This is a genomic window from Paraburkholderia terricola (assembly GCF_900142195.1).
Taxonomy (GTDB): Bacteria; Pseudomonadota; Gammaproteobacteria; order Burkholderiales; family Burkholderiaceae; genus Paraburkholderia; species Paraburkholderia terricola.
The window spans coordinates 1-26,524 of record NZ_FRAB01000047.1 but is presented as its reverse complement, the minus strand read 5'-3'; the positions used below and the strand labels follow the sequence as shown (position 1 = coordinate 26,524).

Annotated in this window: 26 protein-coding genes, 1 other RNA gene and 1 riboswitch; of the genes, 14 read left to right on the top strand and 13 right to left on the bottom strand. The window is 64.8% G+C overall.

Annotated elements, in window-relative coordinates:
• Positions 1–51 precede the first annotated feature (51 nt).
• Complete coding sequence (locus BUE39_RS28265; protein WP_073431986.1) at positions 52–1,545, bottom strand: cobyric acid synthase; 1,494 nt, start codon at positions 1,543–1,545, stop codon at positions 52–54.
• A 216-nt stretch (positions 1,546–1,761) separates the two neighbouring features.
• Here BUE39_RS28265 and cobU point away from each other — a divergent pair, with 216 nt between their 5' ends.
• The 4 genes from cobU to BUE39_RS28245 all read left to right on the top strand — a co-directional run bounded on the left by cobU (position 1,762) and on the right by BUE39_RS28245 (position 5,269).
• Positions 1,762–2,316, top strand: coding sequence for a bifunctional adenosylcobinamide kinase/adenosylcobinamide-phosphate guanylyltransferase (gene cobU / locus BUE39_RS28260; protein WP_073431985.1), 555 nt, complete (start codon positions 1,762–1,764; stop codon positions 2,314–2,316).
• Positions 2,316–3,251, top strand: coding sequence for an adenosylcobinamide-phosphate synthase CbiB (cbiB, locus tag BUE39_RS28255; protein WP_073431969.1), 936 nt, complete (start codon positions 2,316–2,318; stop codon positions 3,249–3,251). Before cobU ends, cbiB begins: the two co-directional genes overlap by 1 nt.
• Positions 3,252–3,255: 4 nt before the next feature.
• Positions 3,256–4,296: a threonine-phosphate decarboxylase CobD gene (gene cobD / locus BUE39_RS28250; protein ID WP_090518854.1), complete on the top strand. Its 1,041-nt coding sequence runs from the start codon at positions 3,256–3,258 to the stop codon at positions 4,294–4,296.
• 82 nt (positions 4,297–4,378) lie between these two features.
• The gene (locus BUE39_RS28245) at positions 4,379–5,269 is read left to right on the top strand and encodes a cobalamin-binding protein (RefSeq protein ID WP_073431967.1); all 891 of its coding nucleotides are present in this window, start codon (positions 4,379–4,381) and stop codon (positions 5,267–5,269) included.
• A gap of 2 nt (positions 5,270–5,271) precedes the next feature.
• Here BUE39_RS28245 and BUE39_RS28240 read toward each other — a convergent pair whose 3' ends face one another.
• From BUE39_RS28240 to BUE39_RS28210, 7 genes are all read right to left on the bottom strand, one after another.
• On the bottom strand, positions 5,272–6,687 hold the full coding sequence (locus BUE39_RS28240) for a Fic family protein (protein WP_073431966.1): 1,416 nt from the start codon (positions 6,685–6,687) through the stop codon (positions 5,272–5,274).
• A 221-nt stretch (positions 6,688–6,908) separates the two neighbouring features.
• Positions 6,909–7,499 carry an alpha-ribazole phosphatase gene (cobC, locus tag BUE39_RS28235; protein WP_073431965.1) on the bottom strand — a complete coding sequence of 197 codons (591 nt, stop codon included), beginning with the start codon at positions 7,497–7,499 and terminating at the stop codon, positions 6,909–6,911.
• The gene (locus BUE39_RS28230) at positions 7,484–8,260 is read right to left on the bottom strand and encodes an adenosylcobinamide-GDP ribazoletransferase (protein ID WP_073431964.1); all 777 of its coding nucleotides are present in this window, start codon (positions 8,258–8,260) and stop codon (positions 7,484–7,486) included. Before BUE39_RS28230 ends, cobC begins: the two co-directional genes overlap by 16 nt.
• A 33-nt stretch (positions 8,261–8,293) precedes the next feature.
• Positions 8,294–9,355 carry a nicotinate-nucleotide--dimethylbenzimidazole phosphoribosyltransferase gene (gene cobT, locus BUE39_RS28225; protein ID WP_073431963.1) on the bottom strand — a complete coding sequence of 354 codons (1,062 nt, stop codon included), beginning with the start codon at positions 9,353–9,355 and terminating at the stop codon, positions 8,294–8,296.
• Positions 9,356–9,389: 34 nt separating this feature from the next.
• Positions 9,390–10,187, bottom strand: coding sequence for an ABC transporter ATP-binding protein (locus BUE39_RS28220; RefSeq protein ID WP_073431962.1), 798 nt, complete (start codon positions 10,185–10,187; stop codon positions 9,390–9,392).
• Entirely contained in the window at positions 10,184–11,245 is a 1,062-nt protein-coding gene (locus tag BUE39_RS28215) for a FecCD family ABC transporter permease (RefSeq protein ID WP_073431961.1), read from the bottom strand. The genes BUE39_RS28220 and BUE39_RS28215 overlap by 4 nt, the downstream gene beginning before the upstream one ends.
• A 27-nt stretch (positions 11,246–11,272) precedes the next feature.
• Positions 11,273–13,180 carry a TonB-dependent receptor plug domain-containing protein gene (locus BUE39_RS28210; protein WP_073431960.1) on the bottom strand — a complete coding sequence of 636 codons (1,908 nt, stop codon included), beginning with the start codon at positions 13,178–13,180 and terminating at the stop codon, positions 11,273–11,275.
• 89 nt (positions 13,181–13,269) lie between these two features.
• Positions 13,270–13,524: riboswitch (cobalamin riboswitch) on the bottom strand.
• A 207-nt stretch (positions 13,525–13,731) separates the two neighbouring features.
• On the opposite strand from BUE39_RS28210, the gene BUE39_RS28205 reads away from it, so the two are divergent.
• From BUE39_RS28205 to BUE39_RS28185, 5 genes are all read left to right on the top strand, one after another.
• Positions 13,732–14,088 (top strand): ATPase, encoded by a 357-nt coding sequence (locus BUE39_RS28205; protein WP_073431959.1) that lies wholly within the window; start codon positions 13,732–13,734, stop codon positions 14,086–14,088.
• A complete protein-coding gene (locus tag BUE39_RS28200) occupies positions 14,085–14,399 on the top strand; it encodes a cell division protein ZapA (protein ID WP_073431958.1) in 315 nt (104 codons plus the stop codon). The genes BUE39_RS28205 and BUE39_RS28200 overlap by 4 nt, the downstream gene beginning before the upstream one ends.
• 112 nt (positions 14,400–14,511) lie before the next feature.
• Positions 14,512–14,693: non-coding RNA, 6S RNA (gene ssrS / locus BUE39_RS28195), on the top strand.
• A gap of 96 nt (positions 14,694–14,789) precedes the next feature.
• Complete coding sequence (locus BUE39_RS28190; protein WP_073431957.1) at positions 14,790–15,248, top strand: EVE domain-containing protein; 459 nt, start codon at positions 14,790–14,792, stop codon at positions 15,246–15,248.
• A gap of 234 nt (positions 15,249–15,482) precedes the next feature.
• Positions 15,483–16,214: an SIMPL domain-containing protein gene (locus BUE39_RS28185; RefSeq protein ID WP_073431956.1), complete on the top strand. Its 732-nt coding sequence runs from the start codon at positions 15,483–15,485 to the stop codon at positions 16,212–16,214.
• Positions 16,215–16,308: 94 nt separating this feature from the next.
• On the opposite strand, the gene lgt is transcribed toward BUE39_RS28185, so the two are convergent.
• Positions 16,309–17,214 (bottom strand): prolipoprotein diacylglyceryl transferase, encoded by a 906-nt coding sequence (gene lgt / locus BUE39_RS28180; RefSeq protein WP_073431955.1) that lies wholly within the window; start codon positions 17,212–17,214, stop codon positions 16,309–16,311.
• Between the two features lie 134 nt (positions 17,215–17,348).
• Entirely contained in the window at positions 17,349–18,332 is a 984-nt protein-coding gene (locus BUE39_RS28175) for a LysR family transcriptional regulator (protein WP_073431954.1), read from the bottom strand.
• Positions 18,333–18,523: 191 nt separating this feature from the next.
• Here BUE39_RS28175 and ilvD point away from each other — a divergent pair, with 191 nt between their 5' ends.
• Both ilvD and BUE39_RS28165 read left to right on the top strand, forming a co-directional pair.
• Positions 18,524–20,197: a dihydroxy-acid dehydratase gene (gene ilvD, locus BUE39_RS28170; protein WP_073431953.1), complete on the top strand. Its 1,674-nt coding sequence runs from the start codon at positions 18,524–18,526 to the stop codon at positions 20,195–20,197.
• Between the two features lie 160 nt (positions 20,198–20,357).
• Positions 20,358–20,699 (top strand): c-type cytochrome, encoded by a 342-nt coding sequence (locus BUE39_RS28165; RefSeq protein ID WP_073431952.1) that lies wholly within the window; start codon positions 20,358–20,360, stop codon positions 20,697–20,699.
• Positions 20,700–20,785: 86 nt separating this feature from the next.
• Here BUE39_RS28165 and BUE39_RS28160 read toward each other — a convergent pair whose 3' ends face one another.
• The 3 genes from BUE39_RS28160 to BUE39_RS28150 all read right to left on the bottom strand — a co-directional run bounded on the left by BUE39_RS28160 (position 20,786) and on the right by BUE39_RS28150 (position 23,576).
• Positions 20,786–21,502: a DUF2486 family protein gene (locus BUE39_RS28160; RefSeq protein ID WP_073431951.1), complete on the bottom strand. Its 717-nt coding sequence runs from the start codon at positions 21,500–21,502 to the stop codon at positions 20,786–20,788.
• A 93-nt stretch (positions 21,503–21,595) separates the two neighbouring features.
• Positions 21,596–22,012: a DNA polymerase III subunit chi gene (locus BUE39_RS28155; RefSeq protein ID WP_073431950.1), complete on the bottom strand. Its 417-nt coding sequence runs from the start codon at positions 22,010–22,012 to the stop codon at positions 21,596–21,598.
• Between the two features lie 52 nt (positions 22,013–22,064).
• Positions 22,065–23,576, bottom strand: a complete 1,512-nt coding sequence (locus BUE39_RS28150; protein WP_073431949.1) for a leucyl aminopeptidase — start codon at positions 23,574–23,576, stop codon at positions 22,065–22,067.
• 137 nt (positions 23,577–23,713) lie between these two features.
• On the opposite strand from BUE39_RS28150, the gene lptF reads away from it, so the two are divergent.
• From lptF to BUE39_RS28135, 3 genes are read left to right on the top strand one after another with little or no spacing between them, the layout of a single operon-like run.
• Complete coding sequence (gene lptF, locus BUE39_RS28145; RefSeq protein WP_073431948.1) at positions 23,714–24,811, top strand: LPS export ABC transporter permease LptF; 1,098 nt, start codon at positions 23,714–23,716, stop codon at positions 24,809–24,811.
• 3 nt (positions 24,812–24,814) lie between these two features.
• Positions 24,815–25,963 carry an LPS export ABC transporter permease LptG gene (gene lptG / locus BUE39_RS28140; protein ID WP_073431947.1) on the top strand — a complete coding sequence of 383 codons (1,149 nt, stop codon included), beginning with the start codon at positions 24,815–24,817 and terminating at the stop codon, positions 25,961–25,963.
• 10 nt (positions 25,964–25,973) lie between these two features.
• The gene (locus BUE39_RS28135) at positions 25,974–26,354 is read left to right on the top strand and encodes a sirohydrochlorin chelatase (RefSeq protein ID WP_073431946.1); all 381 of its coding nucleotides are present in this window, start codon (positions 25,974–25,976) and stop codon (positions 26,352–26,354) included.
• Positions 26,355–26,524: the final 170 nt, after the last annotated feature.

The window sequence follows — 26,524 nt, the reverse complement described above, 5'->3', positions numbered from 1 at the left end:
TTTGATTATTTCCCGTGAAGATCTAATCGCCGACGCTCACCCGAGTCCAAATCACCCGATCGCCGCAAAGAGCTTCGAAAGATCAAGATGCTCGGCGAGCGTATCCGCCAGCCGATCCAGCGACGCCTCCCGCAGCGCCGGATAGTCGATCGCCGCGGCATCGCTCAAACCGGCCCACGCAAGCAGCGCGGCGCATGCGGCGGGCGTGTCGAACAGACCGTGCACGTAGGTGGCGAGAATCTGGCCATCGGCGGAAAACGCGCCGTCGGAGTGCGCCTCTTGCATCCCATGCGCCGTGTCCCGTTGCACCGGTTGCACCGATTGCACCGACCGCAGCGCCGGCGTCTCCAGCGCCGGGCCTTGCGTCTCGCCCATGTGAATCTCATAGCCGGCCACCGCCGGCGAGCCGGGCAACGCGAGGCGCCCGGTCACGTTCTTCAGCGTCTTCTCGCGCGTGAGCACCGTCGAGTAATCGAGCCAGCCGAGGCCCGCGAAGGTGCCCGGCGGGCCTTCCACGCCATGCGGATCGGCCACTTCGCGCCCGAGCATCTGCATGCCGCCGCAAATCCCGATCACCCGGCCGCCGTAGCGCAGATGCCTTTGCAGCACGGCATCCCAGCCTTGCGCGCGCAGAAACGCCAGATCGCCCGGCACGTTCTTCGAGCCGGGCAAGATGATCAGATCGGCGGACGGCGGCGGCGTGCCGCTGCGCACATAATGAAAATCGACTTGGGGGTGCGCGCGCAACGCATCGAAATCGGTGTGGTTGCTGATGTGCGGCAGCACCGGCACGACCACGCGCAGCATGCGCCCCGCGTCGCTGTTCGCGGCGCGCAATTCGGGCGGCAGCATGTCTTCCGCGTCGAGCGTGAGTCCGTGCAGATAGGGCACGACGCCGAGCACCGGCTTGCCGGTCTTCGCCTCGAGCCACTCGAGCCCCGGCTTCAGCAGACCGACGTCGCCGCGAAAACGGTTGATGATGAAGCCGCGCACCCGCGCCTGCTCGCTTGCCGACAGACACGCGAGCGTCCCGGTCAGATGCGCGAACACGCCGCCGCGGTCGATGTCGGCCACCAGCACGACGGGGCAATCGACGGCTTCCGCGAAACCCATGTTGGCGATGTCGCGTTCGCGCAGATTGATCTCGGCGGGACTGCCCGCGCCTTCGACGAAAATCGTGTCGTACGCCGCCTGCAGACGCGCATACGATGCCAGCACGGCTTCAAACGCGATGGGCTTGTAGTCGTGATACGCGCGCGCATCGAGATTCATGCGCGCCTTGCCGTGGATGATCACCTGCGCGCCGCGGTCGCTCGTCGGCTTGAGCAGCACCGGGTTCAGATCGGTGTGCGCGGCGATGCCGGCGGCTACCGCCTGCAGGGCTTGGGCGCGGCCGATCTCGCCGCCGTCGACCGTCACCGCGCTGTTGAGCGCCATGTTCTGCGGCTTGAACGGCGCGACCCGCACCCCGGCGCGGCGCGCGAGCCGGCACAATCCGGCGACCAGCGTGCTCTTGCCCGCATCGGAGGTGGTGCCCTGAATCATCAGCGTGCCGCGCGGCACGGGTGCGGCGTCATGCGGGGTCGGAGTGGTGGTCACGTGAATGTCGGGCTCGGCGGTGAAGAACACATGAAGCGGCAACTTCGCAGCAACGCGGCGGCGAACAACGGCGCGATAGCCGGCGACGCATCGGCCCACGCGGCCACGAGGCAACGCGCGCTTGAACGCGGCATTATCCCATCGCGCCGGTACAATCACGCGATGACTTCCCGCGACCTCACCTTCGTTCTCGGCGGCGCCCGTTCGGGCAAGAGCGTGCACGCCGAACGGCTTGCGAGCGACAGCGCCCTGCCCGTCACGTACATCGCCACCGCGCGTGTGTCCGGCGACGCCGAATTCAGCGCGCGCATCGCGCATCATCGCGAGCGGCGTCCGGCGCATTGGCGGTTGCACGAAGCGAGCGTCGATCTCGCTGGCGCGGTTGCGCAACTCGACGCGCCCGGCCACTGCATTCTGATCGACTGCCTGACGCTGTGGCTCGCCAACCTGCTGTGTCCGCCCGAAGGCGACGGCCTGCCCGTCGACCGTTATCAGGCGCATTTCGCCGCGTTCGAAACGGCGCTCTTCAACGCAAGAGGCAAGCTCATCGTGGTCAGCAATGAAATCGGCCTCGGCGTGGTGCCGCTCGGCGCGGCCACGCGCCTCTATGTCGACGAACTCGGGCGGCTCAATCAGCGCGTCGCCGCGTTGAGCCGCCACGTCACGATGATGGTCGCGGGCTTGCCGCTCGCGCTGAAAACAGCCGGCGGCGCGTGATGCTGTCGCTGCCTCTCATCGTCACGCTGACGGCTGCGGGCGTCGTCGTCGACCGCTGGTTCGGCGAGCCGCGCACCGCGCATCCGCTGGTGGTTTTCGGCAAATGGGCGATGCGGCTCGAAGCGCGCTATAACCGCGGCCGGCGCTTGCGGCTCAAGGGACTGCTCGCGTGGTCGCTGGCGGTCATGCCGCCCGTGTTGATCGCCTGGTGGCTCGTCGCGGCGCTGCCGTTTTTCGCGGCCTGCGCGGTGCATGTCGTGCTGTTGTGGTTCGCGCTCGGCGCACGCAGCCTGCACGATCACATCGCGCCGATTGCGCAGGCTCTCACGCAACGCGATCTCGCGCAGGCGCGCTTGCTGACTTCACGCATCGTGTCGCGCGACACCAGTCAGGCCGACGAAGCCGCGCTCTCGCGCGCCGCCGTCGAATCGGCGCTCGAAAACGGCAACGACGCGATCTTCGGCGCGCTCTTCTGGTTCGCCATCGCGGGCGGTCCGGGCGCGCTCGCGTTTCGTCTCGCCAACACGCTCGATGCGATGTGGGGTTATCGCACGCCGCGCTATTTGCGCTTCGGCTGGGCGGCCGCGCGCCTCGACGACGTGCTCAACTGGATTCCCGCGCGGCTGACCGCGGCGAGCTACGCGCTGCTGGGCGACACGCGCACCGCATGGCGCTGCTGGCGCGAGCAGGCTGCGCGCTGGGACAGCCCGAACGCCGGACCGGTCATGGCCTCGGGCGCGGGCAGCCTGAACGTGTTGATCGGCGGGCCGGCGGTCTATCACGGCGTGCTCGAGGACAGGCCGACGCTCGGCTTCGGACATCCGGCGAAAGCCGCTCACATCGTGGCGGCATTGATGCTGGTCGAACGCACGCTCGTCCTCTGGCTGGCGGTGCTGATCGTGCTGGCGTTGCTGAGCGTGCCGTTTCATGGCTGATCGAATGCCTGATTCAATCACCGCCGGCGGCGTTGCCATCCATGCCGTGGTTCACGGCGGCAATCTGCACGAAGCGGCGCAACGGTATGGCATTCCGTACGCGCAGTGGCTCGACCTGTCCACGGGCATCAATCCGCACGGCTATCCGGTGCCGCCCGTTCCCGCCGATGCCTGGCGCCGTCTCCCCGACGAAGGCGACGGCTTCGCCGCCTGCGCCGCGCGCTATTACGGCGCGCCGGACGCGGAACATGTGCTGCCCGTTGCCGGAAGCCAGGCGGCGATTCGCGCGCTGCCCTCGCTGCTGCCACGCGCACGCGTCGGCATCGCGGCGCTCACGTACAGCGAATACGCGCCCGCTTTCGAGCGGGCCGGCCATGAGGTCATGCCGCTCGACGCGTCCCGCGAAACCTTGCCCGACGCGCTCACGCATGTCGCCATCGTGAATCCGAACAATCCCACCGCCGAGCATCTGAGCGCCGGCAAGCTGTTGCACTGGCATGCGCAATTGGGCGCGCGCGGCGGCACGTTGCTCGTCGACGAAGCGTTCGCCGATACGATGCCCTCGCAATCGCTCGCGGCCAGCACGAATCGCGACGGCTTGATCGTGCTGCGCTCGCCGGGCAAATTCTTCGGCCTCGCCGGCGTGCGTGCGGGTTTCGTGCTCGCCGCGCCCGCGTTGCTCGATGCGTTGCGCCGCACGCTCGGTGCGTGGACGGTCAGCGGTCCGGCGCGTCACGCCGTCAAAGCCGCGTTCGACGACGAGACGTGGCAACGCGAGATGCGCGCGCGGCTCGATGCCGAAAGCGCGCGCCTCGTGAAACTGCTGCATGCGCAAGGTCTGAATACCTGCGGCACGCCACTCTTCGCATGGACCGACGATGCACGCGCCGCCGCCTTGCACGAAGCGTTGGCCCGGCGCGGCGTGTGGACGCGGCTGTTCACGCCGTCGGGCAGCGTGCGTGTCGGCCTGCCCGCGAACGAACCGGAATGGACGCGCTTCGACGAGAGCTTGCGCGAAGCGGTTCGAGAGATCGATTCCGCATGACAGCGGATCAAAGCCAACGATGCGAATAACAGGAACCGTTGTCCGATTCACCCGCCTCGCGCGACCAACGCGCCGCCACTCGATGACCCGCTTCGCCCTCACCGTCTTCTTCTGCGTTGCCACGCTGCACGCCCACGCCGCGATCACCGTCACCGACGACACCGGCGCCGGCGTCACCCTTGCCGCTCCCGCGCAACGGGTAATCAGCCTGGCGCCGCACGTCACCGAGTTGCTGTATGCCGCGGGCGGCGGCGCGAAACTGGTCGGCGCCGTCTCCTACAGCGACTATCCGCCTGAAGCGAAGCAAGTGCCGCGCGTCGGCGACAACAAGGCGCTCGACCTGGAACGCATCGTCGCGTTGAAGCCCGATTTGATCGTCGTGTGGCGGCATGGCAATGCGCAGCGTCAACTGGATCGGCTGCGCGAGATGCACGTGCCGTTGTACTTCAGCGAGCCGCATCATCTCGACGACATTGCCGTGTCGCTGACCAGGCTCGGGCAATTGCTGGGCACCTCAACCACTGCGGATAAAGCGGCGGCCGAATACCGCCGGGACATCGCGAGATTGCGCGCGCAATATGCGAGCCGGCCGCCCGTCAGCGTGTTCTATCAGGTGTGGGATCAACCGTTGATGACGCTCAACGGCGAGCACATGGTCAGCGACGTGATCGCGCTATGCGGAGGCCGCAACGTATTCGCCAAGCTCGAACCGCTGGTGCCGACCGTCTCGACCGAAGCGGTGCTGGCCGCGAACCCGGAAGCGATCGTCACGGCCGCGCCCGGCGCGACCAGACCGGACACCACGTTGCCGCAGCTCGGCGCATGGCGCGCCTGGCCGAGCCTGAGCGCGGTGGCGAACAACAACCTGTTCGCCATCGACGGCGATCTGATCAACCGGCCGGCGCCGCGTATCGCTCAGGGCGCAAGGCAACTGTGCGAAGACCTCGAAGTGGCGCGCTCACGCCGGAAATGACATCAACGTAACGCGGTCTCGGCGCGCTTGAACGGCCAGTGTTCGAACTCGGATAGCCGAAGCCTGTAACGCGCGACATTGCCGGGATAAAGGTGATCGAGATCGGACTGGATCGCGTCGACAAACGACGACAGGTCGCCCGCGCTCACCCGCTCGCGCGCGAGTGTTTCAATCTCGCTCCGCGAGCCCGCGAGGCCGCCGCGAATCACCTCCTGCACCACCTGTATCAACGCATTGCGGTACTTGAGCCGAAATGCGTCCGGCTCGCCGATCGATTGGCGAATCGCCAGATAGCGCTGGCACGAACGCTCGTAGGCCCACATGAAAACGTCGCGCAACAGATCGACGCGATTGGTTTCGTAGACGCCGAGCGTGCCCTCGATATACGCCTTCCGCGGAACGTCCACGAACGATAGCGGACACAGATTCTCGCGAATCAACGGGATGTTCGCGGCCAAACGCGAGACCCGCTTGTTGACGTCCTCGAACGGTTGCAGGTACGGCAGGTGCACCATGCTGAAAAAAGCCTGTTCGAAGGGATCGTCGATTTGCGCGGCCTTGTTCAGCAGCGCCTCGAAGCATTCCGCGATCTGCTTCGGCACGGCGAGCGGAAAAAACACGGTGCCGCTGATCTCCACTTCGCGCACGCGCAAGCGACCGCTCGCGAACGGGTCCGACATCAGGTTGTCGGAGAGGATCGCGTGAAGGTTCAGGACGGTGAAAGGGTTGAAGCCCACCTCGTCGGCGCTCTCAACGATCATTTCGATCGCGGCCTTGTGGTTCAGGATCATCTGCGTTTCCTGCGCGTCCTTGCCCTCCGCGATCTGCCCTTGCTCGATCAACCGCACCGTGTCGAGCCGCGTGTAGGTATTGCCCTCCAGCCGCGACGACGCCCACGATAAATCGATCAGAAGCCGGCCCATGATGTCGCGCGCATAAATGCCCGCCGGCCGCGCATCCGCCGACGTGCGCCCCCACTCGTGAAGCCGCTCGCGCTGTGACTGCGACAGATAAGCGTCCTGATTCGGACGATAGCGCTCCAGGAATGCGCGGTTGTAGCCGACCGGCCGCCGTTCGTGGAGCGGCCGGTTCACCTCCGCGCGCACTTCGAGGCCGTCGCTCGAGACCGGCACGTAAGCCTCGCTCGCGGTGCTTGCGCTGCCGGTGGGCTGCGCCGGAAGAACGGCGTCGCTGGCAGCGGGCACTCGCGTGTAGACGAGCGCCCGTCCCGCGCCTTCCGAGCCGATGCGGCCGGCTTCGAGCAGCCCGTCGAGCCGGCGTTGCAGCGTGCGCCGGGGCATGGTTCGCCCGCGTGCGGCAACGGCCGCGGCGAGCGCGCGCACGCCTTGGCCCTCAGCGCTTGCGGCGATGAGCTGCTCGATCAGATCCAGTTCCTGTTTGATGCCATTGCTGTTCATGCGCGCCACCGTGGAGTCAAAGTGGCGCGATTAGCACGAAATAGCGCCACCTTTCCAAGAATTATGGCACGGAACACGGATTTCGTGCCAGATCCAATGGCATAAAGTGGCACGAAACGCGATATCGTGACAAATTTCCCAGAAAAGTGGCACGCAAATCAAAACGAGGTGGCGCGATTTGAATGCGGCGTTGGCACGGACTAATCGTTGCTCGAATCCGCTCACGCATTCCACCGCACCAACGACCACTGCCGCGCCTCGTCATCGCGGCGCAGCCAGACAATCCCGGTCATATCGAGCGACCACCGCAGACAGCGCTCCAACGGCACGTCCAGCACCAGCGACGCGATGGCCCGCATGACGCCCGCATGCGTGACCACGTAAGCCGGCGTCAGCTCGCGCGTTTGCGCGAACGCGTCGAACCACGCGCGCACCCGCGCGACGAATTGCGTCACGCTTTCGCCACCGTGCGCCCGCGCGTGCTCGAAGTTGGCCGCCCAGTCGTCGAGCAACTCGCGATCGATCGCATCCCAACGCCGCTCTTCCCAGTCGCCGAAGTTCATCTCCTTCAGACGATCGTCGTGACTGAGCGCGCAGCCGAAATCGTTCGACATCGCCGCCGCGAGCGCCGAGCAGCGCGTCGACGGACTCGACATCAACACGCGCGGCGCCGGCACCTGCAACGCGGCGAGCCGCAACGCGAGCGCCGCCGACGACACGTCGGCATCCTCGACGAGCGCGACGTCGCTTTGGCCGTAACAGACGCCGGCATCGACCACGACGGCGGGGTGACGAATCAGGACGATATCCATGCGAGCCCCATGAGATAGATGCTCAATTCGAAGACCTGCTGCGCGAAGCCGAGGCAATCGCCGGTATAGCCGCCGAGTCGTCTCACGAAATAACGGCCCATTGCGAAGCGCAGCGCCACCAGGACGAGCAGCGTCACGGCCGCGAAACGCCAATCCGCTGAAGCAGGTCCATTCGACCACAGCAACCACGGCAAGCCGAATAGCGCCGCGCAAAGCAACGCGGGCGCGGAAAGGCGCTGCGCGACCGGTTTGGCCTTGCCTTCGGCGCGCACGTAGTCGAGCGTGGCCAGATAGCTGATCGCGAATGCGCGGCTCGCCGCGTGCGCGCCGATCATCAGGCCCGCGGCGCGCATCGGCGGCAACGCGGCAAGCGTTTGCCACTTCAGCGCCAGGGCGATCACGAGCGCGATCGCGCCAAACGCGCCAATGCGCGAATCGTGCATGATGCGCAGCACGTTCTCGCGCGTATAGGCGCCACCGAACGCATCGACGCAATCGGCGAGACCGTCTTCGTGAAACGCGCCGGTGACCAGCAGCGACGCGGCCATCGACAACAGCACCGCGACCCCCGCTGGAAACACACGCAGCGCCGCGAGATAGACCAGCGCGCTCGATCCGCCGACCAACAAACCGACGAGCGGAAAATAACGCGCCGCCGCATGCAGATAGTGCGGCTCATAACCGACCCAGCGCGGCACGGGCACGCGCGTGAAATAACCGAGCGCGGTGAAGAAATAGCGCAGTTCGGCGAGCGGATTCATGGGTGGGCCGGAGGCAGGTTTCGAGACGATGGATCACGCATCGCGATTCGCGACGCCGGCCGATTCGAAGCTCGCCATCTCGTTGACGAACGCCGCCGCCGCGCGCAGCAGCGGCACCGCGAGCGCCGCGCCGGTGCCTTCGCCGAGGCGCATATCCAGCGACAACAACGGCTGCGCGCCGAAATGATCGAGCATGCGCCGATGCCCCGCCTCGTTCGACGCATGCGCGAACACGCAGTACTCGCGCACGTTCGGCGCGAACGCATCGGCGACCAGCAGGGCCGAACTGGCGATGAAGCCGTCGACCAGAATCGTCATGCGCGCTTGCGCCGCCGCGAGATATGCGCCCGCCATCATCGCAATCTCGAAGCCGCCGAAGGTCGCGAGCACGTCGAGCGGATCGGAGGAAACGGCGTGACGGGCGAGCGCCGACGCGAGCACGTCGCGCTTTTTCGCGAGCCCCGCGTCGTCGAGACCGGTGCCGCGGCCGACGCATTCCTCGATCGGCACGTTGCACAAACGGCTCATCAGACAGGCGGCCGACGAGGTGTTCGCAATGCCCATCTCGCCGAACCCGATCACGTTGCTGCCGAGCGCCGCGTGATGCCGCACGCGCGCCGCGCCCGCCTGCATCGCGGCCAGCGCCTCGTCGCGGGTCATCGCGGGTTCACGCGCGAAGTTGCGCGTGCCGGCCGCGACCGGAATGTCGACAAGACCTTCCGACGACGGCAACGGTGTCGCAATGCCGGCGTTGACCACTTCGAGCTCGATGCCGGCAACGCGGCTCAATGCGTTGATCGCCGCGCCGCCAGCCAGGAAGTTCGCGACCATCTGCGCGGTCACCGCTTGCGGATAGGGGCTCACGCCTTCATCGGCAATGCCGTGGTCGCCGGCGAATACGATCAGCGCCGGGCGCTCGACGGTGGGATGCGTCGTGCGCTGAATCAGGCCCATCTGGCGCGCGAGCGCCTCGAGCCGTCCAAGACTGCCCGGCGGCTTGGTCTTGGTGTCGATGATGTGTTGCAGGTCGTCGCGCAGCGTTTGATCGAGCGGTTCGACTTCGAATAATCCCGACGAGCGTGGCGAGGAAGTCATAAGGTTTTTTAAAAGGAAGGTTTTGACAAAGCGCTCAGCGCGGCGCGGGAATCAGCGCCTCGTGTTCGCCGTCGCGAATCAGGATCAATGGATAGCCGAATGCGCGGCTCGTCAGCGCGGGGGTCAGCACGTCGTGCACCGGTCCGGCGTAAGCGCCGCCGTCACCGTCGAGCAATAGCGCATGGGTCGCGAAGCGGCGCGCGAGGTTCAGATCGTGACAGGAAAACAGCACTGTACGCCCAGGCTCATGCGCCCACACGCCCAGCGCTTCGAGACAATCGATCTGGTGGTGCAGATCGAGATGCGACAGCGGTTCGTCGAGCAGCAGCAACGGCGCGTCCTGACATAACACCGCGGCGAGCGCCACGCGTTGACGCTCGCCGCCCGAGAGCGACAACACGTCGCGCGTGGCGAATGCGGCGAGGCCCAGCAATTCCAGCGCGGCATGCGCGGCGTCGCGATCGGCCTCGCGCTCCCAGCCCCAGCCCGTCAGATGCGGGAAGCGATTCAGCATCACGATGTCGAGCACGCTCGCACTGAACGCGTCCGCTGCGCTCTGCGGCATCAGCGCGCGGCGTTGCGCGAGCGGCAGCGGTTGCCAGTCGGCCAGGCGCACGCCGTCGAGTTCGACCTGACCCGCCGACGGTTGCAACAGACCCGCGAGCGTGGCGAGCAGCGTCGTCTTGCCCGCGCCGTTCGGGCCGGCGACACACCAGAGTTCGCCTTCGTAGAACGTATGCGTGAACGCTTCGAGCAAGGTGCGCGTGCCGGCACGCAAGGTCAGACGTTGCGCGCTGAGCGCGGCGTGGGAGGCGTCGTGTGCTTTCATCATCGGCGCCTGTGCAGCAGCATCCACAGAAACACCGGCACGCCGATGATCGAGGTGATCACGCCGACCGGCAACTGCGCCGGCGCTATCGCGGTGCGCGCGATCAGATCGGCGCCCATCACCGCGACGCCCCCGCCGAGCGCCGCGGCGGGCAGCAGCATGCGCTGATCGTTGCCGAACGCGAGCCGCAGCATATGCGGCACCACGAGGCCGACAAAGCCGATCGTGCCCGCGGTGGTCACTGCCGCGGCCGCCGCCAGCGACGCCACCAGGTACACGCGCAAGCGCAGCGGCACCACGGCGACGCCCAACGCTTGCGCGGCGGCATCGCCGCGCAACAGGACATTGAGCCGCGGCGCGGCGGGCACGATCGCAAGCAGCGCGACGGCGAGCACGGCGAGCGCCGTCCACGGCATCGCCCCGCCGTTGAGATCGCCGGTCAGCCAGAACAGCATGCCGCGCAAGCGATTGTCGGGCGCGAGGTTCAGCAGCAACGTGATGAGCGCGCCCCAGCCCGCCGCAGTCACCGCGCCGGTCAGCAGCAAACGCGGCGACGTATCCTGCGGCTCGCCGCGCCACAGCTCGCGGCGCGCGAGGCCGAGCACCAGCAGGATCGACACGAACGCGCCGGCGAATGCGCTGGCGTCGACGATCCACCACGCCACACCCGCGATCATCGCGACGAGGGCGAACGTCGCCGCGCCGCCTGACACGCCTAACACGTAGGGTTCGGCCAGCGGATTGCGCAACAGCACTTGCAGCAGCGCGCCGGCCAACGCGAGCAACGCGCCGCATGCGAAGCCCGCCAATGCGCGCGGCAAACGCAGCGTGCGAACGATCTCGGCGGTCAGATCGGCGGACCCGCCAGGCGCCGTGGACGAGGGCATCAGCGCCGCCAACACGCGGCCGGGCGCAAGCGCCACGCTGCCCAGTGCGAGCGACGCCATCAACACGACGAGCGCGACCACCGCGAGCGCGAGCCAGATCGCGGCGGCACGCTTCGCGTTCATGACGCGAAGCGTGCTCGTGGTTGGGGTGGTCGAACTCGAACCGCGGTTCATCGGCGCGTGCTCATGCAGGAACGTTCGTCACTGCTGCTGCCAGCCAACCGTGACATACGCACCGCGCCTGGGCGAGTTATACGAGTAGGCCGTTTCATAGTCCTTGTTCAACAGGTTGTGGATTCGCGCGGCCACGTACCACGCTTTCGTGATGTTGTAGCGCGCCGACAGATTTACCACGCCGTAGCCGCCCAGCTTGCCGCTGCTATCCTCGCGCGCGCCGCTCACGATCCACTCGCCGCCCACGCGCCAGCCGGCGATGCTGCGATTCACCGCGAGCGATCCGAAACGCCGCGCGCGCCGCAGAAGGTCGGCATCTTTGTCGAGGTCGACGGGATTTTGCAGCGTCAACGACGCACGCACGTCCGTCTTGCCGACATGGCCGCTCCACGATCCTTCGAGTCCCTGCACTTTCGCATGCCCAACGTTCTCGGCCAGATAGATGCCGGGCGTCACCTGCTGATAATCGATCAGATTCGAATAGCGCGTCTGGAACGCGCTCAGGCGCATCACGCCGAGCGCGTTCGATGCGTACTGCAACGCGGCCTCGATCGAATGACTGCGCTCCGGCTGAATCGACGCGTTGCCGCTGTACGGATAGTACAGATCGTCGAAGCTCGGCGCGCGAAACGAATCCGAATAGCTTGCAGTCGCCTTCCAATGGCCGGTGATGTCGAAACCGTAGCCGAGATAGTAACTGTTCGCTCCGCCGAAATCGGAATACTGGTCGCGCCGCACATCGGCCTGAATCTGGTTGCGCCCAAAGCGCCCCGTATAGCCGACGAAACCCGAATCCACATGACGATCCGGCGCCGCGAACGTATCCGAGTCGAGGCTTTGATCGAGATGCTCATAGCCCACCTGCAACTTCTGCTGCGCGGCGAACGCGAAATCGTTCTGCCACGTGTACTGGCGATTGTCGGTATCGAAGCGGCCGTTATAGATGCCGTTGGTTTTCGACACGCTGCGGTCGTCGCCTTCGGAGACGATGAAGTGGGTGGTCCACCAATCGGTCAGCTTGCCGTTCGCGAACACCGACATCTGACGCACCTTGCTATACAGATTGTTTGAATCGGTCGGCACGCCATACGCGTTGTCGTAACTGTTGTTGCCGTTCGACTGGAAATACGTGACGCCCGCGTTCCATTGGTCGTTGAACTTGTGACGCAGCGAAGCCGAAATGCTTTCGTTCAGATAGCCGTTTGCGTTCGGATTGGCTTGCGGCGCCTCGCGCGGATTCAGCGACGAGAAGCCGTCGTCCTTCGAACGGGCAAGCGACAGGTTGAAGGTGGTGGCGCCGTCCTTATCCAATGCGCCGTTCACGCCGGCCTGCTGCGTCTGCGTGTGATAGCTGCCGTAGCCCACCGAAAAGTTGAAACGCGGAGGATGGTCGCCGCCGTCTTTCGTGAACACCTGCACCACCCCGCCGATCGCGCCCGAACCGTATAGCGCGGACACGTTGCCGTTCACCACTTCAACGCGATCGATCTGGTCGAGCGGGATCTGTGCGAGCTGCGATGTACCGAGGCTCACCGAGTCGACCCGCACGCCGTCGATCAGCACCAGCGATTGCGTCGACGACGCGCCACGCAAAAACAGACTCGTGGTCGAACCAGGGCCACCTGTACGCGAGATTTGCGCGCCGGGGGCGAGTTGCAGCAGGCCGGGCAAGTCGGTCGCGGTGCTGTCGGCGATGTCCTGCTGATCGAACAGCGCCGTCGGCGGAATCGCGTCGGCGAGCGCTTGCGGGCCACGCCCCGCCGTGACGACCACCGGCGACAACACAGTGGGCGATGAACCTGCAGCCGCGGCAGCCGCGGACGAGGTGGAAGAAGACGCACCGGACGAGGTGGAAACAGCAGCGGCCTGAGCGTGCACGACGAGCGGCACGCCCGCAAAAACGAGCAACGCCGCGCGAGCGATGGGGGACAGCATGGGATGACATTCCTGTGGGTAACGTGCGCGGCCCGCTTCCCCGCAGGCCGATGCGTAACGAGGCGCCCGCGCTTTTCAACGTTTTCGCGGACGTTCCTCTCCCTCTGGCCGGTATCCGGGCTGGCGACACATCGATCCCGCCTTCCCACGCGTGACGCGCAGTGGCACACTCGCACGTTCAGCTTCGAACACGCGATCAGGACCGACCTGCATGATGAATGCGGTCGCTTACCGTTGCGGGGGCAGCGCAGGTTCGCGCGTTCTGGCGAACGACGCGCCCTGCTTCCCGTTTAACTGCGCGCACTGTGAAAGCGCGCGCGGGCACCAGAGTGCGGCCAGTTTAGGAGCGGCCCCGGAGCCCGTCAAGAATCGTTGATCGTTGCGCGATCTGTTCGGTTAAGTGCGGGTTATTGTCCGATGCGCGAGTACTTTTTCATCATATGGTCGATCAATGCCTGCATAAAGCGAGGTTGTTACGTCTCGAAACGAGACAAATGTCGGAACCCGCGATATTCCGCGCTAAAATGCGATGTCTTTAGAGGACGCAGCACATGCTCACCGAACTCGAAACACTTTCACAGAACATCGGCAAGCTGATCGCGATCAGCCAGCGCCACAACGAAGCGCGCCTCGCGCTCGAAGAGCAGCTCGCCCAATCACGCGCCGAAGTCGAAGCCACGCGCACGGAACTTGCAATGCTTCGCGAGGAACGCGATGCGCTGCAAGCGGAACGCGACGCACTGTCGGCCAAGATCGACGACGCCCAGGTGCGGCTGAATGCGATTCTCGAGAAACTGCCGCGGGCACGCGCGCACAATGAGCCGGACAACCAGCTCGATCTGCTCGAGCCCGCCCAGCATCAAGCCGAAACCGGGAGCGACGTGACCCGCCACGGAGAAAACGCATGACCACGAAGCAGATCGAAGTGTCGATTCTCGGCGTGCCCTATCGTCTCGCCTGCTCGGCTGAAACAGAAGGCGCACTGCTTGAAGCGGTCGCGCGTGTCGACGCCGAAATGTCGAAGATCCGCAATAACAGCAACGTGCGCGGCACGGATCGCATTGCCGTCATGGCTGCGCTGTCGCTGGCATCGGAACTGCTTAAGCTGCAAAGCAGCGTGCGGCACGGAGAAGCATTTCCCGCTGAGGAAATCCGGCGTACAATGCATCAAATGAACGAGCAACTGGGTACTGTGATCGAGCAGTACAGCATGCAATAATTATCTAGTGGCCGGTCGCGAGATTGGCTGCTGATTCAAGCGAAGTGCATGAGCGGTAGTCAACAAGACTCGGCAAACGTTTGAATTCCATCGTTTTAGTTTCATCGGTTTAGCTTCCCTGCCTGGTTCGCCAAGGTCATATATTCCTTGAACCAATGCCATGTGCACGGTTGCGGAAATTTGTAGCACGGGCGTGCGCGTCACTCTGTCTGATGTACCCGAAGTGTTGCTAACTGCGACCAATTCTGAACCCCCGGTTCAGGATGCCGGCCTAGCGGCTAAGGCGGGGACCTTATTTGGAACGGCATCGGACTTCGGTTCGGTGCCGTTTTTCTTTGGGCCTCGATTTTCTTCCGCATCTTCAAACCCCTTAACGTTCCAATTCGATTCATGCGCTACTGGCTAATGAAGTCCGAACCGGACGAAGCAAGCATCGACCATCTCGCCCACGCACCGCACCGCACGCTGCCGTGGACCGGCGTGCGCAACTATCAGGCGCGCAATTTCATGCGCGACATGATGCAGGTCGGCGACGGCGTGCTGTTCTATCACTCGAGTTGTCCCGAGCCGGGCATTGCGGGGCTCGCCGAGGTATCGTCCACTGCTTATCCGGACCCCACCCAGTTCGACACGAAGAGTCCCTACTACGACCCGAAGTCGTCGCAGGAAACGCCGCGCTGGATGCTCGTCGACGTCGTGTTCAAGAAGAAGATCCCGCTGATTCCGCTTGCCGCATTGCGCGAGCACGAAGAATTGAAGGACATGCGCGTGCTCGCCAAAGGCAACCGCCTGTCGATCACGCCGGTGACCGAAGCCGAATGGCGCTTCATCACCCAACGACTCATTTGACATTGCACGCGCACGCGGCACGTTACGGCCCGATCCATGCGCCGAACTGCGCGCGGCAAGGATCGAGCCTGTCAGGCAACGTCAAATTAGGGAACCAAGCTCAGGTTACAAGCGCCTAACGGACTCGCAAACGCTGGACCGCAAACGCCGTGCCATTGGCTCATGCCGATGGCGTCGCCAATGCGCGGCGTTCGCTCCGATCGTGCATCACCTGTTCAGGCAAGGAGTCCAACAATGAAGAAAAACACCGCACGTGCAATCGCGCTCGCTCTCGCATGCATCGCTCCCACCGCGCTCGCGCTCACGCCGGCCGTGGCTCGCGCGCAGAACGCGCCGCAGTATCAGCCGGCGGGCGTGCTGTCGCTAAACGCACAGGCCAGCGCGGACGTGCCGCAAGACGTGGTCGACATCACGCTGTTCTACGAGCAGGAAGCGAAGGATCCGTCGGCGCTCACGTCGACGTTGAATCAACGCGCCGACTCGGCGCTGCAAAAAGCCAAGGGCGTGAACGAGGTGACGGCGCGCACGGGTTCGTTCTCGATCTATCCGTCCACCGATCGTGACGGGCGCATTTCCGCATGGCGCGGCCGCACGGAGGTCGTGCTCAAGTCGCGCGACTTCGCCGCGGCTTCGAAGCTCGCGGGCCAATTGGCATCGATCATGCAAGTCGGCAACGTGCAGTTCTCGCTGTCGCCCGAAGCGCAGCGCGCCGCGGAACAGAAGCTCACCGGCGAGGCCATCAAGTCGTTCCGCGAGCAGGCCGCTTCGTCGGCGCAAGCATTCGGCTACGGCGGTTATTCGATTCGCGAGGTCAACGTCGGGCACAACGGCGTCATTCCGCGCCCCATGATGATGATGAGCGCGCGCGCCATGAGCGCCGACGCCAAGGTCTCGGCGCCCATGCCGATCGAAGGCGGCACGTCGACCGTGACGGTCAACGTATCGGGTTCGGTGCAAATGAAGTAACGCGTTTTGCGCTGAATCTCACGCACCGCTGTTAAAAAGCCACGGCATGCCGTGGCTTTTTAATTGACTACGAAGACAACAGATAGCGCGGCGCTCAGTTCGCGCCCGCCGCCACCGCCGGTTCGCGTCGCGCCCGGCGATAAGACCACACCAGCATCGCGATGCCCGCGACGATCATCGGCAGCGAGAGCCACTGCCCCATCGACAGCCCCATTGCCAGCAGCCCAAGGAAGTCGTCCGGTTCGCGCGCGAACTCCACCGTGAAGCGCGCGAGGCCGTAGCCGATCAGGAACACCGCCGAAATCGCGCCCAGCGGCTTCGGTTTGCGCGAGAAGAAGAACAGCACGAAGAACAACGCGACACCTTCCAGCGCGATCTCATACAACTGCGACGGATGACGCGGCAGCATGTGATATTGCGTGAACACCTCGCTCAGATGCCATTGCGCGCCAAGCTGCGGATGCGCGGCGAGCCACGCGGCGTCCTCCGGCGCGGCGCCCGGAAACAGCATCGCCCACGGCGCGGCCGGGTCGGTCACGCGGCCCCACAACTCGCCGTTGATGAAGTTGCCGAGGCGGCCCGCCGCGAGCCCCGTCGGCACCATCGGCGCGACGAAATCGGTGACTTGCAGCCACGAGCGTTTGCGCTGATGCGCGAACAGCGCCATGGCCACCGTCACGCCGAGAAAGCCGCCGTGAAACGACATGCCGCCTTCCCACACCTTGAAGATGTCGAGCGGATGCGCGAAATAAAAACTCGCCTTGTAGAACAGCACATAGCCGAGCCGGCCGCCGAGAATCGTGCCGAGCACGCCGTAGAACAGCATGTCGTCGATGTCCTTCGCGGTCCAGCCTTGCGCGGCGACATACGGCAAGCGCAGCCGCAGCCGGCCGACCACGATCGCCGCGATGAACGCGACGAGGTACATGAGGCCGTACCAGCGCACGGCGAGCGGCCCCAGATGAATGGCAATGGGGTCGAAATTCGGGTGAATGAGCATCGTGTTGTTATGGGCGGTTCAGGTTCAGAAGCGGATTGTTCAAGCGATTGTCGAATGGCGGAAAGCGGTGGGCGCAGCGGGCGGCGCATGCGTTGGACGGTGCGGCGCGCAATGCGTTCGCGGCCGCCCCGCTGCTAAAGACGCGGCGCGACGGACTGCGCCTCGACGGTGGCCGCATGCGCGCGCACGATTTCGATGAAGCCCGCGAGCACCGGGCTCACCTCCGCGGTACGCCAGACCAGCCCCGTTTCGATCGCGGGCACCGACTCCGAGAGCGGCCGGTACACGACGCCGGTGCGGCGCAGATTACGCAACGATTGCGGCACCAGTGCGACACCCATTCCCGCCGACACGAGGCTCACGATGGTCTGCATCTGGATCGCCTCCTGGCCGACGCGGGGCGCGAGGCCCGCCACGCCGTAGCAATCCATAATGATGTCATAAAAGCCCGGCGCCAAACGCCTTGGAAAGATCACGAGCGGCGCGTCGGCGACGTCGCGCAGGCTGACGGGCGTGTCGAGCCACTCGGCCTGCGGGTCCGCATCGGACCCGGCGGCGGCGCCTAGCCGCTGCGCCAATTCCGTCGACATCGCAATCACCAGTGGCTCGCGGGCGATCGGCAGCCACGAGAGTTGCGTGGCATGACGCGACGGCAGCGGCGCGATCACGAGCCCCGCGTCGATGCGCCCGGCTACCAGTTCGTCCACCTGCACGTCGCTGGTGGCTTCGGTCAATTCGAGCCGCACACGCGGATGCCTCGCGCCGAAATCGCGCAGCAGCAGCGGCAGCAAGCCGTAGTCCGCGGTGGAGACGAACGCCAGCGACAGCACGCCCGCCTCGCCGCGCGCGAGGCTTTGCGCGAGCGGCCGCAAGCCCTCGGCGCTTGCCAGCAGGCGCTGCACCTCGGGCAGCAGATCGGCGCCCACCGGCGTGAGTTCGACCGAGCGCTTGGTGCGCGCGAACAGTTCGACGCCAAGCGTCTCCTCCAGCGCGCGAATCGCCTGCGACAACGGCGGCTGCGTCATCGAAAGGCGCGCGGCGGCGCGGCCGAAGTGCTTTTCTTCGGCGACGGTGACGAAATAGCGCAACTGGCGCAAGTCGGGAATGGCGGGCAGCATGATTAATAGATTTTACGACCTAGTCGAGCCCGAATAATATATTGGACAGGCGCTTGGCAAAACCGCATCCTTGCGCGACGCGTCGGAACTACACTGAACTGACGCGCCGGCGGCACTCGCCGGCAAGCGCATCGACAAGGTCCGCGGCGAACCTGCAGCCCGGGTCAAAACAAAACAGACTGGAGTTCCCCATGGCATACAACCGTCGCTCGAAGAACATCACGCAAGGCGTGGCGCGTTCGCCGAACCGCTCGATGTACTACGCGCTCGGCTATCAGAAGGAAGACTTCGACAAACCGATGATCGGCATCGCCAACGGCCACTCGACCATCACGCCATGCAACGCCGGCCTGCAGCGTCTGGCCGACGCGGCCGTCGCCGCAGTCAAGGCCGCCGATGCGAATCCGCAGATCTTCGGCACGCCGACGATCTCGGACGGCATGTCGATGGGCACCGAAGGCATGAAGTACTCGCTCGTGTCGCGCGAAGTCATCGCCGACTGCATCGAGACCTGCGTGCAAGGCCAGTGGATGGACGGCGTGGTCGTGATCGGCGGCTGCGACAAGAACATGCCGGGCGGCATGATCGGCATGTTGCGCGCGAATGTGCCGAGCATCTACGTGTACGGCGGCACGATCCGTCCGGGCAACTGGAAGGGCACGGACCTGACCATCGTGTCGTCGTTCGAGGCAGTGGGCGAGTTCACGGCCGGCCGCATGTCGCAGGAAGATTTCGAAGGGGTCGAGAAGAACGCGTGTCCGTCGACGGGTTCATGCGGCGGCATGTACACCGCCAACACGATGAGCTCGTCGTTCGAGGCGCTCGGCATGTCGCTGCTGTACTCGTCGACGATGGCCAATCCCGACCAGGAAAAGGTCGACTCGGCCGCCGAATCGGCACGCGTGCTGGTGGAAGCGGTCAAGAAGGATCTGAAGCCGCGCGACATCATCACGAAGAAGTCGATCGAAAACGCCGTGGCCGTGATCATGGCCACGGGCGGCTCGACCAACGCCGTGCTGCACTTCCTCGCGATCGCGCACGCGGCCGAAGTGGAATGGAGCATCGAGGACTTCGAGCGCATGCGCAAGAAGGTGCCGGTGATCTGCAATCTGAAGCCGTCGGGCCAGTTCGTCGCGACCGATCTGCACAAGGCCGGCGGCATTCCGCAAGTCATGAAGATCCTGCTCGACGCGGGTCTCCTGCACGGCGATTGCATCACGATCACCGGCAGGACGATCGCCGAGGAACTAAAAGACGTGCCGGGCAAGCCGCGCGCCGACCAGCAGGTGATTTTCCCGATCGCGCAAGCGCTGTACAACGAAGGCCACCTTGCGATCCTCAAGGGCAATCTCGCCGAAGACGGCGCGGTCGCCAAGATCACCGGCTTGAAGAACCCGGTCATCACCGGCCCGGCCCGCGTGTTCGACGACGAGCAAAGCGCGCTGGAAGCGATCCTGGCCGACAGGATCGTCGCCGGCGACGTGGTGGTGCTGCGCTATCTCGGCCCGAAGGGCGGCCCCGGCATGCCGGAGATGCTCGCGCCCACTTCCGCGATCATCGGCAAGGGTCTCGGCGAAAGCGTCGGCTTGATCACCGACGGCCGTTTTTCGGGCGGCACGTGGGGCATGGTGGTCGGTCACGTCGCGCCGGAAGCCTTCGTGGGCGGCACGATCGCGTTCGTGCAGGAAGGCGACTCGATCACGATCGACGCGCATAAGCTGCTGCTGCAACTGAACATCGACGACGCCGAATTGCAGCGTCGCCGCGCCGCATGGCAGCAACCGAAGCCGCGCTACACGCGTGGCGTGCTCGCGAAGTATTCGGCACTCGCGCTGCCCGCCAACAAGGGCGCGGTGACGGGCTGATCCTGCTCCGTTCGGCGCGCTCCGGGTCGTGTGTGCGTCATGAGCGGTGGGCGACAAGCGGCTACGTAAAAGCGCAAAGGGGCGCACGGCAAACCGTGCGCCCCTTTGCTTTTATAATGCTTGCACCACAAGCCGGGCACCTGCACCGGTGGAGACCAGAATGAAATCAATGTCGTATGCAGCGCTTGCAATAGCCGGCGTGCTCGGCGCGACCCTAAGCGCCGGCAGTCCCGCGGCGCACGCGGAGGCCGCCGCCGGACTCATGCTGGCGCAGCAGCAGAACTGCATGAGCTGCCATTCGGTGTCCCGTTCTTTCATGGGACCGGCACTGCACGACGTCGCGGCGAAATATGCCGTCCGCGAAGACGCCGTCACGTATCTGAAGCGCAAGATTCTGGATGGCAGCACGGGCGTATGGGGTCCGGTGCCGATGCCCGCCAACACGCAACTCACGCCTGACCAGGCGGCCACGCTCGCGAGCTGGGTGATGACGCTCAAGTGAAGGCGCTTTGCTAAAGGCGCCGAACGAAGGCGCCAAATGAAGGCGCCAAATGAAGGCGCCAGCAAGGGCGCCCCTGCTTCATCACATCAGGCGTTGCCTGAGCGCCGCGCCATTTCTTCTTCCACCGCGTCCCGTACCCAGCCGCTCATCTCGGTCTCCAGACTCAGCGCCACTTCACGCGTGATCTGGTTGACGAGCCTGGCGGTGTGGTCCTGCAATGCATCGCGGCAGCGCGCTTCGATGATGCCGCGTCCCTCGCCTGCCAGAAAACCCGCGAACCGTGCGCGGAGCCGTTCGGCAATCGCATCCGCATCGAGGCCCGCCTGTGCCTGGTCGACGGGTTCGCGAGCGATGTCCGGCGGCACGCTCGCGCCGGCCTCTAGCGGCGCAAACGGCTCGGTTCGGTCGAACACGCCGGGTTGCGCGGCCAGCGCGGCTTCGCGCTCGTGCAGCGAGTCAAGGGCGGGGTGCGCTCTTGCCCGCTTTCTCGGCTGAACGTGTTCCGCGTGACGCGCGGGTTCCGCCGCCTGCGCGGAGTCCCGGGCAAGAGCAGGTTCGGCCGCATGTACCGGTTCGGGCGCAAGCACCGGTTCGGGCGCAAGCACCGGTTCGGGCGCAAGCACCGGTTCGGGCGCAAGCACCGGTTCGGGCGCAAGCACCGGTTCGACAGTGAAGCTCGGTTCGCGCGGCGCGCCAGGCTCGGGCGCCGGTTGCGTGGCCGCCGCGGGACGCGCCTGGGCAGGATTGCCCGGTACGAGAACCTCGTGCAGCACCGGGATCGAATTGTCGTTGGAATCGGACACGTGCGCTCTCCGTGTTTGAGTCGAAGCCGAGGCAGGCCGCGCGCACGCCGCATCCTAAGACAACGACACAACGCGACGCGGGCGTGATAAGACCTAACTGCCCTGCTTGTAATTGTTCAAAGCATAGCCGCGATCGCGATAGAAACGATAGCGTTCGCGGCCAGCAGCGAGTTCGTCGTGTGCGTTACCGACCACTTCCAGCAATCTTTCGAAACGCGCGAACTGCGGCGGCACCGTTGCCCCGAGATTGAGCAGCACCTGATGATGCGGCACATCGTCGAGGTTCGTGGCGAGCACGATCGGGGTTTGCGCGGCGAGCGGCGTGCCCGCCATGCAGTGCGGCACGAAGTCGAGCGGCGAGAACGTCCACAACTGTTCGTCGAACGCTCGCAGGCGCGCGGGCTCGGCCAGCACGATGGTCGGCTGGCCCGCCTGATACGCCTTGCGGACCAGGCGGCACGCATACAGCAGCGAATCGCCGACGTTCGAGTGAAAGTCGATTCTCGTCATCGGCGGCTCCGCTGTGCTTCCACAGACGCACTTTCAACCTTACAGCAATGCGTCATTGCGCGGCGCGGTCGATCAGGAACTGCGCGAGCAAGGGCACCGGACGGCCGGTGGCGCCCTTCGCCGCGCCGCTCTTCCAGGCCGTGCCGGCGATGTCCAGATGCGCCCACGGATAGGCATCGGTGAAGCGCGACAGGAAGCACGCCGCCGTCACGCTGCCCGCCGGACGCCCGCCGATGTTGGCGACATCGGCGAAGTTCGACTTGAGCTGATCCTGGTACTCGTCGTCGAGCGGCAGGCGCCAGGCCGGATCGGATGCTTCGCGCGATGCGTCGAGCAACTCGCCCGCCAGCGCGTCGTCTTTCGAAAAGAGGCCGCTGTTGTGATGGCCCAGCGCGATGATGCAGGCGCCCGTCAGCGTGGCGATGTCGATCACCGCCGCCGGCTTGAAGCGCTCGGCGTAGGTGAGCGCGTCGCACAGGATCAGGCGGCCTTCGGCGTCGGTGTTCAGCACTTCGATCGTCAGGCCCTTCATGCTGGTGACGATATCGCCCGGCTTGGTGGCGGTGGCCGACGGCATGTTCTCGACCGCCGGGATGATGCCGACGACGTTGATTTTCAGGCCCATTTCGGCGACGGCGCGCAACGTGCCCAGCACCGAACCGGCGCCGCACATGTCGTACTTCATTTCGTCCATGCCTTCGCCCGGCTTGAGCGAGATGCCGCCCGTGTCGAACGTGACGCCCTTGCCGACCAGCACCACCGGCGCGGCCTTCGCGGCGCCGCCCTGGTACTGCAGCACGATGAACTGCGCCGGCTCGACCGAGCCTGCCGTGACCGACAGGAACGAGCCCATCTTGAGCGCTTCACACTGCTTCTCGCCGAGCACCTCGACCTTCAGCTTCCAGTCCTTGGCGAGCTTCTTCGCGGTGTTGGCGAGGTAGGTGGGCGTGCAGACGTTGCTCGGCAGATTGCCGAGGTCGCGCGTGAGGTCCATGCCGTTGGCGAGCGCGGCGCCCTGCTTCGCGGCGAGCTTGGCGGCCTTCTCGTCGCCGGTGTTGACGCTGAAGACGATGCGCTTCAACGCGCGCGCGCCGTTCTCCGGCTTGCTCTTCATCTGCGTGAACTTGTAGGTCAGTTCGCGCAGCGCGAGGATCGCGGCGCGCACGCCCCATTCCGCCGAGCGCTCCTGGATCGGCAACTGCGCGAGCGTGAAGGTGACCTGGACGATCTTGGTGCCGAGCAGCGCGCGCCAGGCGGCCCGCACGGCTTCGCCGTAGGCCTTCTGACCGAACGCGTCCTGTTTGCCGAGACCGACGAGCAGCACGCGCGACGCGCCGATGCCCGACACTTCGTGGAGGAACTGCGTGGTGCCTGCCTTGCCTTCCATGTCGCCCGCCTTGATGATGCGGGTGAGAAGGCCCTTGGTGGCCGCGTCGATTTCCAGCGCTGCGCCCGAGAGCGTCTGCGACTCGAACACGCCGATTACGATGCAATCCGATTTCCCGGTCAGGAAACCGTTTGACGAGCCTTTGGTCCAATCACAGGCTTTTATGCTAAAGTCCATCGCGCTTGTCCTCGGATAAAATCTGGGCTTAGGATGAAAGCCGCAATTATCCGCTATTTTTCCCGCGGCGGCTGCACCGGGGGCGTGATGGGGAGCAACCCGCGCGCCGCCGAGAGCGCCCCCTCTCGTCATCAATAATGATCTTCGAACGCTCCCTCCAGCGCGAACTCGCGTACACGGCTGGTGCCGTGTTCATGGTTCTGCTCACGCTCGTGCTGACGACGATGATGATCCGCATCGTCGGCTTCGCGGCCTCGGGCGAGATCGACCCGCGCGACGTGCTGGTCCTGATCGGCCTGACCGTGATCGGCTATCTGGCGATCATGCTCGTCGCTACCCTGTTCGTGTCGATCCTGTTCGTCCTCACACGCTGGTACAAAGACTCCGAGATGGTCGTATGGCTGTCGTCGGGCGTGAGTCTCACGCAATTCATCAAGCCGATCGGCGTCTTTGCCACGCCGATCGTCCTCCTCATCATGTTCTTCGTGTTCGTCGGCTGGCCCTGGTCGAACCAGCAGAACAAACTGATTCGCGCGCGCTTCCAGCAGCGCGACGAGGTTTCGCTGCTCGCGCCGGGCCAGTTCCGCGAGTCGGCCAGCAGCCACCGGGTGTTCTTCATCGAGAAGATGTCGCCCGATCAGGGGCATGTCGAGAACGTGTTCGTGACCAGCACCGAGAACGGCAAGGTCAACGTGGTGGTGTCGAAGAACGGCCATACCGAGACGCGCAAGAACGGCGACCGCTTCGTGGTGCTGGAAAACGGCCGCCGCTACGACGGCGAACCGGGGCACCCCGATTTCCGCATCATGGAATTCGAGCGCTATGGCGTGAAGATCCAGAGCCAGCCGGTCGTCAACAAGCCGACCACCACCGGCACGCCCACGCTCACGCTGTTGCGCAATCCGACCCGCGAGAACCTCGCCGAATTCGCATGGCGCGCGGGACTGCCGCTGATCGCGATCAACCTGATGCTGCTCGCGATTCCGCTTGCGCATCAGAATCCGCGGCGCAGCCGCACCATCAACCTGGTGATGGCGGTCCTGATCTATCTGACGTATTCGAATCTGTTGAACGTGGTGCAGGCGTGGATCGAGCAAGGCAAGCTGTCGTTCGGGGTTGGGCTCGTGAGCCTGCACGTCGTCGTGGCGGCGATCGTCGCGTTCATTTTCTGGCTGCGCGTGCGCAACCGGCCGCTTTTCACGCGGGCGATGTTCAACCGTTCGCGGGGGAGCTGAGCGATGCGCATCTATGAAAGGTATTTCGCGCGTCAGATCTACCTCACGTTCATCTTCATTCTGTTTGCGTTTTCGGGTCTGTTCTTTTTCTTCGACCTGATCAACGAACTGAATTCCGTCGGCCACGGCAACTACAAGTTCCAGTACGCGGTGTTGCGGGTTGCGCTGCAAACGCCTTCGCGGTTCTACGAAATCATTCCGGTCGCCGCGTTGATCAGCGCGATCTATGTGTTCGCGCAGATGGCGGCGAACTCCGAGTACACGATTTTCCGCGTGTCCGGTCTCGCCACCAATCAGGCGCTGCGCTCGCTGCTGAAGATCGGCATTCCGCTCGTGTTCCTCACGTATCTGATCGGCGAAGTGGTCGGCCCGTACACGGATCAATTGTCGGAGCGTGTGCGGCTCGAGGCGATGGGCTCGTCGGTATCGAGCAATTTCGAGTCGGGCGTGTGGGTGAAGGACACGCTCACGGCGCGCTCGGACGGCGAGCAGGTCACGCGCTTCGTGAACGTCGGCGAATTGAAGCCCGACGCCACGATCAGCAACGTGCGCATTTACGAATTCGATTCGAAGTTCCGCCTGTCGAACGTCCGCATGGCCAAGAGCGGCAAGTACCAGCCGCCGGGTCATTGGCAACTGACGGGCGTGACCGATACGCAGTTGATCGACGTAGCGCCGCCCACCGGCACGCCCGCCGATGCGTTGAACCCCGTGTACCGCGCGAAGCAGGTGAGCTTGCCGGAGTATTCGCTGCGTTCGGAATTGACGCCGCAGATTCTGTCGGTGCTGCTGGTGTCGCCGGACCGCATGTCGATGTTCAACCTGTTCCGCTACATCCAGCATTTGACGGAGAATCATCAGGACACGCAGCGGTATGAAATCGCGCTGTGGCGCAAGCTGCTGTATCCGTTCGCGGTGTTCGTGATGCTGGTGTTGTCGCTGCCGTTTGCTTATCTGCATACACGCGCCGGCGTGGTGGGCGTGAAGGTGTTCGGCGGGATTATGCTGGGGATGAGTTTCCAATTGTTCAACACGCTGTTCTCGCATATCGGCACGTTGAATACGTGGCCAGCGGCGTTGACCGCGGCCACTCCGGGGCTCGTGTACCTGGTGCTCGGGTTAGTCGGATTGAAGTGGGTCGATCGCCATTAGGAGCCTTGTCATGGCTACACATGGGATGGTGTTGTTTGCGCATGGCGCGCGCGATGTGCGCTGGCGCGAGCCGTTCGAGCGGCTCGCCGACAAACTGCGGGCCGCGCGGGCATCTCGCGGCGAGGCCGGGCCGGTTTTGTTGGCCTTTCTCGAGTTGATGGAGCCTGATTTGCCGACGGCTGTTGGGGTTCTTGTCGCTGACGGGTGTTCTGTCGTTACCGTTGTGCCGGTTTTTTTTGGGCAAGGTGGGCATGTTCGCCGGGATTTGCCTGCGGTGGTCGAGCGGTGTCGCGGGTTGTTTCCTTCTGCCGAGATTCGGTGTGCTGTTGCCGTTGGCGAGGATGATCTCGTTTTGGATGCTGTGGCTGAGTATTGCCTTCGGCAGGTTTGATTTTTTTGCCTGGTCGGCGGGTTGGGGTGTGGCTTTGTTGTTTTGCTGTTTTGGCCTTTGCTTGATTTGTTAGTGGTCTATTAGCGTTGCCCCTGTGCGGGGCGGCACCTACTTTTCTTTGCCGGCCGCAAAGAAAAGTAGGCAAAAGAAAGCGGCTCACACCGCTAATT